This window comes from Seonamhaeicola maritimus (assembly GCF_008056315.1).
In the GTDB taxonomy this organism is placed as follows: Bacteria; Bacteroidota; Bacteroidia; order Flavobacteriales; family Flavobacteriaceae; genus Seonamhaeicola; species Seonamhaeicola maritimus.
Window position 1 is genome coordinate 83,691 of record NZ_VRKQ01000012.1, and the last position, 16,670, is coordinate 100,360.

Sequence of the window (16,670 nt, forward strand, 5' to 3'; positions counted from 1 at the left end):
CCCAATCATAAACTAAATCAATAACTCTGACTTAAATAAACTAAAACAAACTAACTCTAATAAATTCTAATAATTAGGATTTTGCTCAACCACGCCTTCAGTAGCATCGATTTCTGCCTGCGGTATTGGCCACAGATAATCTCTTACTGGGTTAAACACCCTAGTCTCTAAATCTCTATAATTAAGGTCACCTAATTCTTTTCTTGGCTCAATGGGAGCTCCTGGATAGGTTACATAACCATCTTCATCAATATCTGGAACTAAACCTAAGTCTCCACCTATTTTACTAAATCCATTAGCTGGTCCTCCAATAGCCTTACCATTCATTACTTTCTCTGCTATACCCCATCTTCGAATATCGAATAAACGCAAGCCTTCATTAGCTAACTCTACTTTACGTTCACGACGAACAATTTTTCTTAATTCTCCTTGATCCATGGTTGTAACAGCAGGATAGGCTACTCCAGAACCATTATAGGCTCTTTCCCTAACCGCATTAATAGCATCTAATACAGAAGCATCTATATTTCCAGCCTCTATTTTTGCTTCGGCATAGGTAATATACATTTCTGCTAATCGGATGATATAAATTGGATGATCTGCAGCACCTGCCCATAAACCTTTTTCACCTGTTAGAGCTGGTTCATCTGAGAATTTTTTCCAGAAATACCCCGTAAAGGATGTAAAACGATTTGCTCCGCCTGTTGTATATTCAACACCACTTATAGGGTCCGTTTTTTTCAATCCACCTGGATTTGCTGAATTCGGATTCATTACACGGTTTGTTCTTACACCAGCAATAACTTCCCAAGTAGCAATACTATCACTATGTTGTTGTATGATATGCTCACACCAAACTTCTCCAGGTACAGCAATAGTAGCTTTTAATCTAGGATCTCTATCATCAAAAGGATTTGCTGGGTCAAACGCTGGGTCTTCATCAATTGGCAGTCCATTAATTGTTTCATAACTATCAACTGTTTGCTGAACTGGTACAAATTGACACCATCCACCAAAACGACTTCCTTGTCTCACAGATAAACCATGAACCTGTGTACCTTCGGTAAACGAAATATCTAAAATATTCTCTTGATTTCCATTAGCCTGCATAACATCTTGAGTAAACAAAGCCTCATAGTCTGGATATAAAGCTAATCCAGAATTCATAACAGTTTGCGCTTTGCTGGCTGCCAATGTATAATCTCCATTATGCAATGCTATTCTTGCTATTAAAGCATTTGCTGCGTTTGCCGAAGCTCTTCCTCTTGCTGAAGCAGTCTGAGGCAATACCCCCGAAGCTTCCTCTAAATCTGCCAAAATAGCAGTAACAATTTCAGCTTTTGAAGTTTTAGGAATTACCAAGTCATTTAATGAAGATGCGGCTTCTTTCCTAAATGGAATATCGCCATACAACTCAGTCAAATAACTGTAAAACAAAGCTCTTAAAAACAAGGCTTCCCCTCTAATCTCACTGTATCTAGTTGGATTTGTAACGGCTTGTGCCTTTTCCATATTCCCAAGGAGGTTGTTGGCTCTTTGGATACCGGTATAAAATCTATTCCAAAAATTATTTGGAAGTCCACTTGTTGAAGATAATCCTCCTTGTGTGGCCTCTGCTGTTCCTGCCACATTCCCTCTATTAAAGGCTAAATCAGTAGAATGATCTAGTACTTGCGGAAATGTAGGTCCGGCTCCACCAACATCATAAATTAAGCTTTCATAAACACCTGCAAGACCAACTTCTAATTGGGACTCGGTTTCAAAAAATGTAGCACTATTTGGACTACCTGGGTCATCTAAGTTTAATACATTGTCTGTACAACTAACGCATATTGTAGCTATAACACAACAAGTTAATATTATTAAATTTACTCTTTTCATTTTGTTTTTTTTAAAATTAAAATCCAACATTTACTCCAAGGGTGAATACCTTAGAAATAGGATAAAAATGCCCTTGATTAAAATTAGACACTAAAGGGTCTATACCGTCAGGCATATTGTCGAAAGTAAATAAGTTTTGTCCAGAGATATACAATCTTGCGTTACTTAAATTCACTTTGTCTAATACTGAACTAGGCAATTTATAACCTAGAGTAATATTTCTTACTCTCACATAAGAGGCATCATGCATCCAAGTTTCATTAACTCTCCAGTTGTGATGCGCACTTAAAGCTGTTAAACGAGGTAATGATGCATCCGTATTTTCCGGTGTCCAGTAATCTGTTTGCCAACGCTGAATTTTACCTGCATTGAAAAAGGAATAACCTATATCGCTTTGTAATACAACGTCTCTACCTCCTACACCTATAACAGAAGCAGACAAGTCAAAACCTTTATATTCTACAAAGAAATCAAAGCCCCAGTTTTTTGTAGACAAAGCACTTCCAATAACCGTTCTATCATCATTATTTATAACACCATCATCATTTAAGTCTACATATTTAATATCTCCAGCTTGAATAGCTCCAAAGGACGGCACAGGTAAACCTGCATTTAAAACCCCTCCTGTAAAATCACTTTCTTGATATAAACCTTCTTCTTTTAAACCATAAATAGCACCAATCTCTTCACCTAAACGGTTAATGGTGTTACCTGGTGGCAATTGATCTAATCCTCCCAAATCCGTTATTTCATTTTTGAAATCTGAGTAATTAAAATTAATACCATATTTAACGTCACCAATATTATCTTGCCATCCTAAGGAAATATCATATCCGGTATTTTTTACTTCACCAGCATTTTGGGTTGGTGCGCCAAAACCAACTGATGTTGGAATGGTAACATCCAATAAAATATCTTTTGTTTTTCTAACATAAAACTCACCGGTAAAGGTTAGTCTGTTATTAAACATACCGGCATCTACTGCAATGTTTGCAGTTTCACCTGTTTCCCATTGTAATTCAGAGTTAGCTAAAACTGATTGTGCTCCTCCTACAATTGGCACCCCTCCTAATGTAGGGTTAGCATTTCCAACTCCGAATAAAGAAGCATAAGCAAAATTAACGGCGTTACCATTGTTATCATATATAAACTGATTACCTAATTGTCCCCAAGAACCTCTGATTTTTAAATTATTGATAAAAGAATCATCTAGAAAGAAGTCCTCTTCAGAAACTCTCCAACCTAATGAAAAAGATGGGAATGTAGAAGCTCTAAAACCTTCGGCAAAACGAGACGAAGCATCACGTCTTACGTTGGCCTCGAATAAATACTTTCCCTTATAAGCATAATTAATTCTACCAAATACGGATTCCAGTCCATTTTGGGTAGAAGACCCCGAGTTTAATTGAGTATCAGAATCTCCATTATTTAAATTTCTAAACTCCTGTAATACAAAACGTCTTCTACTCGCATTCCAAGTTTCATATTGAAACTTTAAAAATTCATAACCAGCAAGAGCTGATACACTATGGTCTCCAAAATCTTTACTATAGTTGATAACCACATTAAAGTTATCTGTAAAAGATTGGTTTGTTTGTTTTAATAAACTGTTATTCAGCAAATGGTCTGTTTCAGGTTCTGCGTTTGAACCATCTTTCCATACCCATGTAGCGTTAAAATTATCTCTATCAAAATCATTGTATTGAGGAGAATACGTAGCTGCTATCGATAAATCATCAGTTGGCTTATATTTTAACTTAAGCACTCCTCTAAAATAATTAGTTACTCTTTCGTCTAAAGAACCTGAATGGATTCTAGCAATGGGGTTACCACCATTAAAACCTGCGCCCCAAGTGCCATCATCATTATAAGCATTAAAAAGAGGCTGCAATCTATTGATCTGTTTGGTTGTTTGTTGCAGATCCCCAGGAGCTCTATCAACTTCCTTTCTAAAGTTAAGATCAAACCCAACTTCAAATTTCTCACCTATTTTTAAATCCGTATTAAATCTACCACTGTACCTTTTAAAGTTAAAGTTTGCAATATTTCCATCCTGATCCAAATAAGAAATAGAAGCTGCTACTCTTGCTTTCTCTGAACCTCCATTCACGCTTAAATTATGATAATGTTGAAAACCAGGTTCTGAAAATGCTAAATCTACCCAATCAGTATTTGGCAACGCCTCAGTACCTAACCCTACACCAGCTCTATATTGATCTAAAACAGAGTCTGGAAAAGACCCCGGTTCCGCATCATTAAATGCTTCCATATACTCTAAAGAGTTAAGGAAATCCAGATTTTGTGTTTGATCTTGAACACCTACATATGAATTATAAGAAGCTCTTATCTTACCTTCTTTACCACGCTTGGTAGTAATTAATATAACCCCGTTGGCTGCCCTTGACCCATAAATGGCAGCAGCCGAAGCATCTTTTAAAACGGATATGGATTCAATATCATTAGGATCTAACCCGTTAATACTATCAGGAATACCGTCCACTAAAATAAGAGGATTGTTTTTTGCTCCTGACCCTAAGGTACCAATACCCCTAATACGAATAGTTGCATTATCCCTACCAGGTTGTCCACTGGATTGAACCGCTGTAAGCCCCGGAACCAAACCAGCAAGTGCCTGAGAAGCTTGTGCCACTGGTTGTCTAGTAATCTCATCAGCCTTAACCGTTTCAACAGAACCGGTAAGATTTACCTTTTTCTGAGACCCGTAACCCACAACTACTACTTCGTCTAATTGTGCAGCATCTTCAATTAGGGTGACATTAATTTCAGATTTACCTGACACACTAATGTTCTGAGTTAACATTCCCACATAAGAGAATATTAATGTAGCATTTTCACCCACACTAATTGAATAGTTACCATCAAAATCGGCCTGCACCCCATTGGAAGTACCTGCCTCTAAAATGTTTGTTCCTGCAAGCGGAACACCTTGTTCATCAGTAACAGTACCCGTAACGCTTTTTTGTTGTGCCCATCCAGACAAACAAAAACTTAACAGAGCCATTACTAAAATGTAATTTAGTTTCATGAATTTTTAAGTTTAGTTAAATAATTTGAGTCTAAAATTATATTTACTTGAAATAGAAGAGTAATTTTCACGAAAAGAAAAAAATAAAACCGTTTCCGAAAACGTTTCCGAAAACCGAAAACGTTTCCGAAATTAACATTTTAGTAAAAGACATGGTACTTTTAAAATAGTAACCTACCTTTAAATAAAACAAATGGAATATTTAATATAACATATGGCTATTTTTGGTCTTTATTAAAGTATTTTAACCAGATTTCGGTAATTGAATCATAAACTTAAAAACTCGCGATTTCGTTTCCCAGAGTAGCTTTTAAACTATAAATATTTGATATTTCGAAAAATTTTCGGAAATTCTAAAAACTATAAATATCAATCATTAACCTGTTGTCTGAACAAGTCAACCAAGAACTATAAAAATGAAACATGTAACCATTAAAGACGTGGCAAAACGCTTAAATGTATCTGTTTCCACTGTGTCTAGAGCTTTTAATGACAAGTATGATATAAGGAAAGACACAAAAGAGCTCATACTAAAAACTGCTAAGGAAATGGGGTATCATCCTAACCCTATAGCAAAAAAGTTAAGCCAGAACAGGTCTCTGAATATAGGTGTTGTAATTCCGGAAATAATTAACGAATATTACTCTGAAGTGATTATTGCTTTACAAGAGTTTTTGATTTATAAGGGGTATCAAGTGCTGGTGATGCAATCGGATGAAAATGGTGAGCAGGAATTAAAAAACGTAAAAACATTAATTAATAATATGGTAGACGGCCTCATAATTGCTCCAACAACGGGCAATTCAAATATGGACTTTTACCGACAAAGAATTAATGATGGCTATCCGATCGTTTTTTTGAACCGTGTGGATGATTCTGCACCAGGCTCAAAGGTGATTTTCAATAACGAAAAATGGAGTTTTTTTGCTACAGAACACCTTATAAGACAAAACCTTAATAAAATATACCACTTTTCAGGATACTTGGACATGTGTGTTTCCCAAGAACGAATTCAAGGGTTTAAAAAAGCCATGAATAAACACAAAATCTCTAAGGAAAACTATAAAATTATTGAGGCGGGCCTTTTACCTGAAGAAGGTATGGAAGTAATTGAAGACTTAATTTTTCATCATGATATTCCTGATGCCATTTTTTGCGTGAATGATATGGTTGCTTTGGGAGCCATTAAAAAACTTAAGGATAACGGCTATAGAGTTCCAGAAGATGTTGCTGTTGTTGGTTTTACCGAAACACGAATGGCAGAGTTAGTTTCACCCCAACTGAGCAGTGTAAAGCAACCAACCTATGATATGGCGAAAAAAGCGGGAGAATTACTTCTTAGACATATTGAAGATGAAAATGCACCTGCTGAAACTATTATAATGAATGGAGAGTTTACCATTCGAAAATCTTCAGTCAAGAATTCTTCTGCAGGGTATTTATAAAAACAAAAAAGTCGGTAACCAAGTTACCGACTTTAGACGTTAAACTATGTTTTTTTAATATTTTATTTTGAAGTTATCTCTAGTTTAGAAGACTTCAACTTTTTTGATTTTGCATAAAGTGTAATCTTTCCGGAAACGTCATCTGCTTTAACAATGGCCAAACACATACCGCTAAAAGCTTTTCTATGATTAGCCTGAAAAGACTCTACACTGGTTTGGTTTCCGTTATCTACTGCTAATAATTCCCCTGCTCCTTTAACTGAGAAGTTTACCAGGTTATCTGCATTCGGACAAAGGTTTCCAAATTTATCTTCAATTCTAACAGTTACATAAGCTAAGTCCTCTCCATCTGCATTGATTTCTTTTCTATCAACAGACAAACTTATTTTAGCTGGTTTTCCTGCCGTATTGATTTGCTCCTCTAAAATTTGCTTTCCGTTTTTGTAACCAACCACTTTAATATTTCCAGATTCATAAGGGACATCCCAGGACAACCTGTATTTAGATTGGAACGTCTTAGGCTCGTATCTTAAAAAGTTTACTTTTAACTCTGTTAAATCTTTCCCTTTTACACGTTTACCCATAGACTTTCCATTTACAAAAAGCTCAGCACTATCACAGTTGGTATAGCAATACACGGGAATGGTTTGTCCTTCCATACCCTTCCAATTCCAATGTGGCAATAGGTGAATCATTGGTTCTGTTGTCCACTGACTTTGATACAGGAAGAATCTATCTTTTGGAAATCCGCATAAATCTACCGCTCCAAAATACGAACTGTGAGACGGCCAATCTGCATTCCAATACCCATTGGTAGAATTATCCTTTCCTCCGTAAGGTGTAGGTTCGCCTAAATAATCAAACCCAGTCCAGATAAACTCCCCCATACTATGTGGGTTTTGCTCTTGAAAATGAAACTCCACATCAGGCGGATATGCCCATGGAGGGCCAATTAAATCATAACTAGTTACATGTTTAGATTCGTGGGTTTTATACTTTTCAATTGGTAAATGATACACCCCTCTACTACTTGTGCAACTAGATGTTTCCGAGCCATATAGTGCTAACTCTGGATAGTTTTCTCTTAACTCACTATATTTTGTTGGCTTATAATTTACACCTGCAATATCAACTTGTTGCGCCATATTGTTATCATAAGGCCCTGAATAATTATTGAACCCAGCCGAAGTTGGTCTGGTTAAATCAATTTCTTTCACATAGTCATTCAACCTTTTAGCAACTCGCCATCCGTTCTTTTTGTCTTTTTGCTCAATAATTTCGTTACCGATACTCCACATGACTATAGATGGATGATTTCTATCTCTGAGCACCATATCCTTTAAATCACGCTCTCCCCATTCATCAAAAAACTTATTATAACCGTTTGGTACTTTTTTCATTTTCCAAACATCAAAAGCTTCATCCTGAACCAATAACCCCAATTCATCACAAATCTCTAAAAACTCTCTTGATGGTGGATTATGACTGGTACGAATGGCATTAACCCCCATGCTTTTCATAATTTGAAGTTTGCGCTCATCGGCTCTTTTATAAACCGCTGAACCTAGAGAACCGTTATCATGATGTATACACACTCCATTAAAACGTACTGGTTTATTATTTAAAAAGAAACCATCTTTAGTATAGGCAATTGTACGCATTCCAAAGCGTGTTTTATATGTATCCAATACATTGTTTCCTTTTGAAATTGTAGTAACCGCATTGTATAAATGTGGCGTATCCAAATCCCATATTAGTGGCTTTTTAATTTTAGTGTATAATTCAGAAACTGCTGAACCATTTGCCTTGACAGTTAACTCCTCTTTTTCTGAGGCTATCAAATTATTTTCTGAATTATAATATTCTTGCTTAACTGTTACAGTTTCGTCTTTACCACTTTTGTTTACAACCGTAGTTTCATTTTGAATAACACCTATTTCTTTGGTTACTGTTGGTGTTGTTATAAAAGTTCCCCATTGCCCCACATGGATTGGGTTATCAATTTTCAACCAAACCGAACGATATAAACCAGCACCAGGATACCATCTAGATGATAAATCTTCTGGTGTTAATCGTACAGCAACAATATTGTCAGACCCATCATATTTCAAATACTTACTAACATCGAATTCAAAGCCGATGTATCCATAAGGTCGCTTTCCAACAAATTTACCATTAACCCAAACATTGGCATTATACATAGCCCCTTCAAACTCTAAACGCACTACTTTACCTTTGGCATCGGCATTCATTTTAAAATGTTTTCTGTACCAACCAGTTCCATGAAATGGTAATCCACCAGCACGGGCATTATATTTTACATCAAACGGACCTTCAATGGCCCAATCATGTGGTAAATTGAGATTTCGCCATTTCGAATCATCAAAAGATACATGTTCTGCTCCTACGGCTTTATCATTGAAAAATTTCCACGAATCGTTAAAGTTTAGATTTTGCGCGGTCAGATTAGATAAACCTATTGCCACAAAACATAGTAAACCAAATAGTTTGTTCATTTTATTAATATTGAATTTATATTACTTTATAATGTTTTTTGAGTTTCAACAACTCTCTTTTCATTTCTGAAATTTTACTGCTATTTTTAAGTTTAGGATACAGATTATTCATTTCAGAAGGGTCTTTCTTTAAATCATAAAACTCCCATTCTTCTTCATTCTTCACATCTTTACCATAAAACCTGATAAGTTTATAGCGCTTATTTGCGATACCTTCATGCTGACGTACAGAATGCGCTCCCGGATATTCATAATAATGATAGTACAAGTTTTCTCTCCAATCTTTAGGGGTTTTCCCTTTTAAAATTGGAACCAGACTTTTTCCTTGCATATCCTCTGGAATTGGAGCATCAGCAATATCTAAAAATGTTTCAGCAAAATCGATATTCTGTACCAAATCTGAATTCACACTTCCTGCTTTGGTTTGTCCTGGCCATTTTACAATTAATGGTGTTCTAAAAGATTCTTCATACATAAATCGTTTGTCAAACCATCCATGTTCTCCCATATAAAATCCCTGGTCTGACGAGTACATTACAATAGTATTCTTATCTAAACCTGATTCTTTTAAATATGCCAATACACGACCGATATTTTCGTCTACACTGTAAATACAGCGTAAATAATCTTTCATATAGATTTGGTACTTCAGCTTTAACAATTCATCACCTTCTAAATCCAAGTCTTTGTACTTTTCTCGTCTGGCATCAAATCTGTCGTCTATACCTTTAGTTTTAGCCCAATACTCATTTTCAGCTGGTGTCATTTTTAAGTCACGGTTCAAATTCATATCCTTTAAAATGCTCATGGTTTGCCCATGCGCTGCTGAAGTTCTGGTTTTATAATCATCGAATAAATTATCTGGTTCTGGAACCTCAATATCTTCGTATAAACTGAGATGTTCTCTTTTGGGAACCCAAGCTCGGTGTGGCGCTTTGTGATGTAACATCATCATAAAGGGTTTGTCTTTATCCCTTTTGTTTTCTAACCAATCCAAAGATTTATCGGTTATAATATCGGTGGTGTATCCTTCATACTGATTTTTCCCATTATCTGATAATAACACGGGATTCACATAAGACCCCTGCCCCAATAATACTTCCCAATAATCAAAACCTTGCATATTTCCATCTAAATGGATTTTACCTATCATAGCGGTTTGATATCCGTTCTTTCGCAAAATCTTTTGAAACTGCTGTTGGTCATGGTTAAACGGATGCTTTTTAGTATTTGTAAACTTGCCATTTAAATGACTCATTTTTCCCGTTAACAAAGCCGCTCTACTGGGTGCGCAAATGGAATTTTCAACATAACATTTATTGAAAATCATGCCTTCTGAAGCTAATTTATCAAGGTTTGGTGTTGGATTCAAATCTTGTAAGCGTCCGCCATAAGCCCCAATGGTCTGATAGGAATGGTCGTCCGTAAAAATCCAGATGATGTTTGGCTTCGACTCGCTCAGCCTATCAGGTTTTTCTTGAGCATAAGACGAAATGGCTAAGAGTAGAAATAAAAGTGGAAATAGTTTAGTTCTCATTTATTTAATATTTTATTGAATTTACAAACAAAATCTAAAAATGACTCCCAGTTGGAATAGCCCCATCTCTAGTTTCATTATATAAATTTAATAAGTTTTTCACTTTGCTTTTATATTTAGGATTATTAATATAATTGAACTCTTCATGTTCCCAAATGTTTTTATTCAAATCGAATAGCGCAATAGGTGTTCTTGCTTTGTTCGTTTTGTCTTTTTTATCAACCTGAATGATGAGTTTCCAACCATCCTCAATAATCATAACCTCTTTTTGGGAACCACCTTGTAACATAATATGCGAACGCGATTTAGCTCCTCTTTCTTGATTTAAAAACGGCAATAAATTATAAGAATCTAAAGCACCGCCTTTATCAATTTTTGTTTCGGAAATCGCAGCTATAGTTGCCATAATATCAGTTCCAAGAACCGGTACATTAGATTTAGTTTGTCCTTTAATTTTATTTGGCCATGATACAATGAAAGGCACTCTGCTCCCGCCTTCATAAGGGTCATTCTTACAACCTCTATAAATGTCGCTTGGTTCATGCCTAGCATCCCAAGTATCAGCATCTACATGAAGTCCGCCGTTATCAGAAGTAAAAATAAAAACGGTATTTTCATAAACTCCCTGGTGTTTTAATTCATCTACCAACATCTTCATTTGAACATCCAATTCCTTCACCATATCCAAATGTTTGGATGGCGTTGTTCCTTTAATCTTTATGCCATCTAATTCCTCAGGTGCCGCATGCGGACTATGTACAGCTTGAGAACAGTAATACATAAAAAATGGTTTAATCTTATTAGCATTTTCTCTAATGTAGCTTACCGCTTTATTAGCTATAAGAGGTCCTATTTCACTGGGCTGCCACATTGAATCTCCATAACCTTCCTTTTTATTAAAAGTGAAATCATGTTTTTTGGCATACTCTTTATCAATAATCCCTATTAAAGAATGTTTATTTAACGGGTACCATTCATTATTTTCATAGGCTGCATAAGGCACGTTTTGAATTCCTGATGGTAAATTAAAACTATAATCAAAGCCATTTTGTTTAGGTCCATCACTCACAATCTTAGTTATATCTACATCGATGTTGAATTTGTCCTTATCTGATTTTGCATCATAGGTTTTATTAGGATTTCTTTTATCACTGAATCCAGTTCCTAAATGCCATTTCCCGATAAAAGCTGTATTGTAATTGGCTTTTTTCATCAGCCTACCTAAAGTTAAGCTCTCTTCAGTAAATACCCCTTTTGAATATCCACCCCAAACTCCCCATGGTAATGGACTACGGTAATTGTAATTCCCAGTCATAATGGAATACCGCGAAGTGGCACATAACGAAGCTGGTGCATGAGCATTGGTAAACATCATGCCGTTTTCGGCTAGTTTATCAATATTAGGGGTTTCAATAATTATTTTAGGATTGTGGAGTCTTCTGTATTTTGAAATATCGCCTACTCCAACATCATCGGCTAGAACAACAATTATATTTGGTTTGGCTTTAGTGGCATTTTGAGCATTTATACACCCTCCTATCATAAGTGCAAAAAGCAAAGTGCTAAAATCAATTTTCAACTTCATATCTTGAATTTACTTGAACTAAGCAAATTTCATGATTATACATTGAAAGAAACGTGACAAAAGATTTTAAAAATACAACATATAGGTTTTGTTTATAATTTAAGGGCTCTCCCTAATTTATTACAACCTTTTCGGAATAAACACCATCTGACGTAATAACCTTAATGATATAAATTCCGGTTCTCAATTTAACTTCAGATATAGGCAGTTCTATTTGCTTAGACGTATTTTCTTTTGACCAAATAAGATTCCCTAACACATCAAACATCATAACATCACTATCCTTTGGAGTTATTATGTTCAAAAGGTTATTAACTGGATTAGGATATATTTTTATTTGTTTTATTTCTTCATTTAAAACTCCTTCGCAATCTTTTGAAGTTTTAACCTCTAAAACATCACCATTATTCGCACTTACGTTAAATAAATTTTGATGAGTTTCAAAAAGACTAAGGCCATTAACAGATACATTAAACGGCGGTGTTCCCGAAACTATATTCACACTAACCTCATTTCCTTTGGAAGACACCACCTTTCCGCTAATATTCTCTGAAGCTTCAATACTTACTTTAAAGCATGACTTAAATGTGGTGTTTTTCACAAGAATACATAAATCATATTCTCCTGGTACTATATCGGTTATAGTAAGTTCATTGCTGAAGTCATATATGCTTCCATTAAATTCAACTTCGTAATCTTTTTGCGCTTTGGCAGTAATAATTATTTGTCCGTTTCCCTTATCAGGACAAGTTTCACCAATCATTTTAACCGTAAAATTATCATATTCTTCATAAGCACTTTTCTTTTTATCTATGATAATATCATCAATATAGAAAAAGCCCTTACCACCCCCTAAATCTGGATTATTATTCACTTTTAAACTGAATTTAGCCTGAGAAGCAGGTTCATCAATTTGAAATTCTTCTTTTAATTCCACCCATTCATCTTTAGCTATTGAGCTTAAATCCCATTTAGTAGACACCCAGGGTTCATCTATTAATGTGTAGAAATTGGATATAGTAGAATTGGAATCTAACCAAAGTTTTAAACTTATCTCATAGGATCCTTTTTTCAAGGTTAAATTATTCTTATTAATAGTTTCAATTTTAGAACTCACAGGTATTTGAACAATTTCTGTGGGAGGTTCTGCCCATAGCTGAAGGTCATCTAAATAAAAAGTACCAATGCCTATATCGGCAGAATGAACCAAAACTCTAATATTGGTATCACTAAAATTAAAACCTAAATTAAGTGTTCCTGTAACTTCTACCCATTGGCCTGTAGCAATACTTGATATATTAAGAAACACATTTTGCTCACTTTGTCCATCCGTTCTAAAATTTATTCTAATGTTTGAAATCTGTGAACCTGCCTCTAACCAAACCATAGCCTTAACATCGTAAGTACCGGGTTCTAAATCTATAAGCATGTCCTCAATAGAAGTACTTCCAAAGGCCTTTTTACTTCCTGAAAAACTAGTTGCATTGGTATACTTTAACGAACGAGAACTACCATTGGCCCCCTTATCATTTACTATTGAAAAATTTTCAGGCTGTTGCATCCACCAGCCATCATCTCCAGAACTCACTTCAAACCCAAAATAATCTTCATTAAGGATATTAATGAGACCTCCTTGTGCGTTTAACTTCAATATGAAACATAAGGCAATAAGACAGAAAAACGTATTTGTAATCTTTCTACTTTTCATAATTAGTTGAGTGGGCCATTTAATTTAATATCAATAAACCTGAAAGCTCCGCATGGTATATCAACCTTTACATTTGCCTTGTCTGATAAATTAAATGCTTTACCATCTATAATATCTGTCATAGATACTGGGGTTATGGTTTGAAAAGAGACTGTAGCTTCTCTATCTTCGGGATTTAGATATCCACCATCTAAAATAGTTAAGCGCAAATTTGTAGGTGACGTTTGAGCCACTACCCAAGCCACGTCTCCAGTTACGGTTAGTGGAATTTGTTTTGCAGCTTCTTTGATCTCATCCTCTATTGTTGAAGCATAAGTACTCGCGTCATATTGCTGGGTTCCATCTGCGTTGTAGTAATATCGTCCGTCTGTATAATACTCCTTTAAAATATCTTTATATAATGGATGTAACTTGTCTTTTAATAATCCTCTAGGAGCTGACAAATCTGCCTTAGCCCCCATTTGTGGTGGTGTTATTAAAACTAACCCATTAGGGTAATTTGGCAAATAATTTTGTCTTCTATCCTTAACTCCACCTGCATAAGTTGAAAAATCCCAAGTTGTATTTTGAGCCCCCATCCAATTGGCGTTCTGTCTGCTAAAAACAAAGGCATTATTTTCAATAAAATCTTCATCATAATGGGTTGCCCATTTTAAACTACTACCCTCAACAAGAAAATCATCATCTGGCTCAAACATACTTAAATGCACTGGCGAATAACTTACAATCTCATCAGGTTTAGGCACATAAAGAGCTCCTTTAGCAGTTAACTCCCAAACAATACTCATATAATCTGGATCTATGGCAAAATTATTAAGGTAAGTTGCACCATTGGCCATATGATAGATTAAATGTCTTAAAAAGTGGTTTGGTAAGCGTTGGTGACAAAACTGTCTAGACCTATCATAACTTGGATTATCAGGCACAGTTCTAGTTCCCCAACTATCAACTGCTCCACTTGCCCAAATACCAGCTCTACTTGCTATACTAATATCCATAGCCTTATCTGTAGTTTCTTCCATGGAGGGTACAATAACATTAGAAAATTCACCAGATAGCAATCTACTCCACATGGGTAAATACACATTTCCTTGCCAAAAATTGTGCTTTGTTCTAACAAAAATATTAGAATTTCTAGTTTCTGAATAGGTTGCCAAAGGATAAAACAAATCCTCCATTACCCAGGCAAAATCGCTAGAATGATCTTCTAATTCAGGGTAAATAAGTACTGTTTTTTTACCGTTGGCATAATCTAAAATTTGCTGTGTAGTACTTAATTGAAACATATACGGATCATTACCATGACCACCCCAATAGGCAATACCATCCTCTCCATCTGGCACCTCATCATACCAATCTGTAATATGATCAATGGCTTCCTGCTGTGTCATATTATAGTTTCTCCTACTATCTCTTCTATCCCTATATTTTGCATTTGCCATACCAGATCTATCCCAATCTTCTGCTTGCCCCATATGACTTCCTCCTAAAAACATAGGTGAATCAAGATTATTCCTAATATTATCGGCCACAGATTTAGCCAAGCCAGAACCAGTGCTTTCAGTCATGAAATAAATTGGAAGCAAATCTCTTTGCTCTACAGGAGCTTGATACGCTGCCAGATTTGAACGTATTGACTGCGTATTATCTTTTATTTTCTGAAGTTTCCCCTTTGGAATTAAATCTTTATAAGCCTCTTTCCAACCTGATTGTTCTGTATTTAAAATATGTATTTGACTTCCTCCGCTTTGACAACTAGCCAATACTATTTTACTTGTTCCGGTTAGTTTCCACATATCGTAATAAGAATATTTGGACACAAGCTTCACTTCAGAATTAGGGTCTAAATCTGTATCAAGTAATACGATATGATTTCCAACAAAAAACATATATTTTTGATTAGAACCATCTAGGATTAATTCAGGTTGAACGACAGAATACCCGAATCCAAGTTTTGTTATATCATATTGATCCGTAGAATCATCTATCAAATTTACCCTTGAAACGCCGGCGTTATTTTGATGGTTTGAAACCCCTAGAAGAATCTCTTTGTTTCCATCATTATTAAAATCTGATATTCTTAATTCCCCAATAGGGCCTGAGCTTGAAGTTTCAATACGTTTTATAGGATTATCAGCCAAGGGGTCGAAAAGATAAATAGCCCCTCTGTCCTGAGAAGGATTGTTGCTGACATGCATTACCAAAATATCGTTATCATCATCCTTCTGATATTTTCTTAAAAAATTAGCATAATGAACAAAATCCTTAGCCGTTGTAGTTCCCCAAGTTTTTTCCTGTGAATAAGATTCTGACTTTAAATCCCTTACCAATTCACCAGATGCGGAAAGATAATATACATTTAAGTCTAAACTACCAGATACTACATAGGGTGTACCATCTTTCTTAACGACACATACCGAATACATGGGTACTTCATTTTTACTATATTCCCATACCACTTTTCCTTGCTGATCTAAACAATAAATAGTGCCATTGGCATTGGCTATCAATATTTCTTCATGCTCATCACCATCAATATCCTCACACCACATATCATGAACCATAAAACCAGACAACTTATTCTTCCATAGAATATTACCATCAAAAGCTACCGCCATAACAATTCCGTCGTAGGAGCTTGCTATAATGTAATCTTCACTATTAAATTTTGCAGTTCTTATTTTATGAATAGTATGCCCAGTTTCAATACTGTAAAGGGCACTCGATTGGAACTGATGGTCTTCCGGGATTTCAAATTTTAGAGCACCTGAACCACTTGAAGCTTTTTCTGTAGTTACTTTCCAATAGTTAGAAGAGTCACTTTGCCAGTTATCACCATTGTTTTCAAACCCCAACTCCTTTACTTTTTGAGCAAAGCAGGAAGATATAGAAATAACAAGAAGAACTATAATGTAGTACTTTTTCATATAGACAATTTGTTGAATAATCAAA

General features: G+C 35.4%; 8 protein-coding genes. 1 reads left to right on the forward strand and 7 read right to left on the reverse strand.

What is annotated here, in order from left to right; genetic code table 11:
- Positions 1–66: 66 nt before the first annotated feature.
- Both FUA22_RS13530 and FUA22_RS13535 read right to left on the reverse strand, forming a co-directional pair.
- Positions 67–1,881: a RagB/SusD family nutrient uptake outer membrane protein gene (locus FUA22_RS13530; protein WP_170309921.1), complete on the reverse strand. Its 1,815-nt coding sequence runs from the start codon at positions 1,879–1,881 to the stop codon at positions 67–69.
- 16 nt (positions 1,882–1,897) lie between these two features.
- The gene (locus FUA22_RS13535) at positions 1,898–4,927 is read right to left on the reverse strand and encodes a SusC/RagA family TonB-linked outer membrane protein (RefSeq protein ID WP_147769134.1); all 3,030 of its coding nucleotides are present in this window, start codon (positions 4,925–4,927) and stop codon (positions 1,898–1,900) included.
- 416 nt (positions 4,928–5,343) lie between these two features.
- Between FUA22_RS13535 and FUA22_RS13540 the strand changes: the two genes are divergently transcribed.
- A complete protein-coding gene (locus tag FUA22_RS13540) occupies positions 5,344–6,372 on the forward strand; it encodes a LacI family DNA-binding transcriptional regulator (RefSeq protein WP_147769135.1) in 1,029 nt (342 codons plus the stop codon).
- A 62-nt stretch (positions 6,373–6,434) separates the two neighbouring features.
- On the opposite strand, the gene FUA22_RS13545 is transcribed toward FUA22_RS13540, so the two are convergent.
- From FUA22_RS13545 to FUA22_RS13565, 5 genes are all read right to left on the reverse strand, one after another.
- Positions 6,435–8,888, reverse strand: coding sequence for a glycoside hydrolase family 2 TIM barrel-domain containing protein (locus tag FUA22_RS13545; protein WP_147769136.1), 2,454 nt, complete (start codon positions 8,886–8,888; stop codon positions 6,435–6,437).
- Positions 8,889–8,904: 16 nt separating this feature from the next.
- A complete protein-coding gene (locus FUA22_RS13550; protein ID WP_147769137.1) occupies positions 8,905–10,425 on the reverse strand; it encodes a sulfatase family protein in 1,521 nt (506 codons plus the stop codon).
- Positions 10,426–10,459: 34 nt separating this feature from the next.
- Positions 10,460–12,010 carry a sulfatase family protein gene (locus tag FUA22_RS13555; protein ID WP_147769138.1) on the reverse strand — a complete coding sequence of 517 codons (1,551 nt, stop codon included), beginning with the start codon at positions 12,008–12,010 and terminating at the stop codon, positions 10,460–10,462.
- A 112-nt stretch (positions 12,011–12,122) separates the two neighbouring features.
- A complete protein-coding gene (locus tag FUA22_RS13560; RefSeq protein ID WP_147769139.1) occupies positions 12,123–13,718 on the reverse strand; it encodes a T9SS type A sorting domain-containing protein in 1,596 nt (531 codons plus the stop codon).
- A 2-nt stretch (positions 13,719–13,720) separates the two neighbouring features.
- Positions 13,721–16,645 carry a PQQ-binding-like beta-propeller repeat protein gene (locus FUA22_RS13565; RefSeq protein WP_147769140.1) on the reverse strand — a complete coding sequence of 975 codons (2,925 nt, stop codon included), beginning with the start codon at positions 16,643–16,645 and terminating at the stop codon, positions 13,721–13,723.
- Between the last annotated feature and the right edge of the window lie 25 nt (positions 16,646–16,670).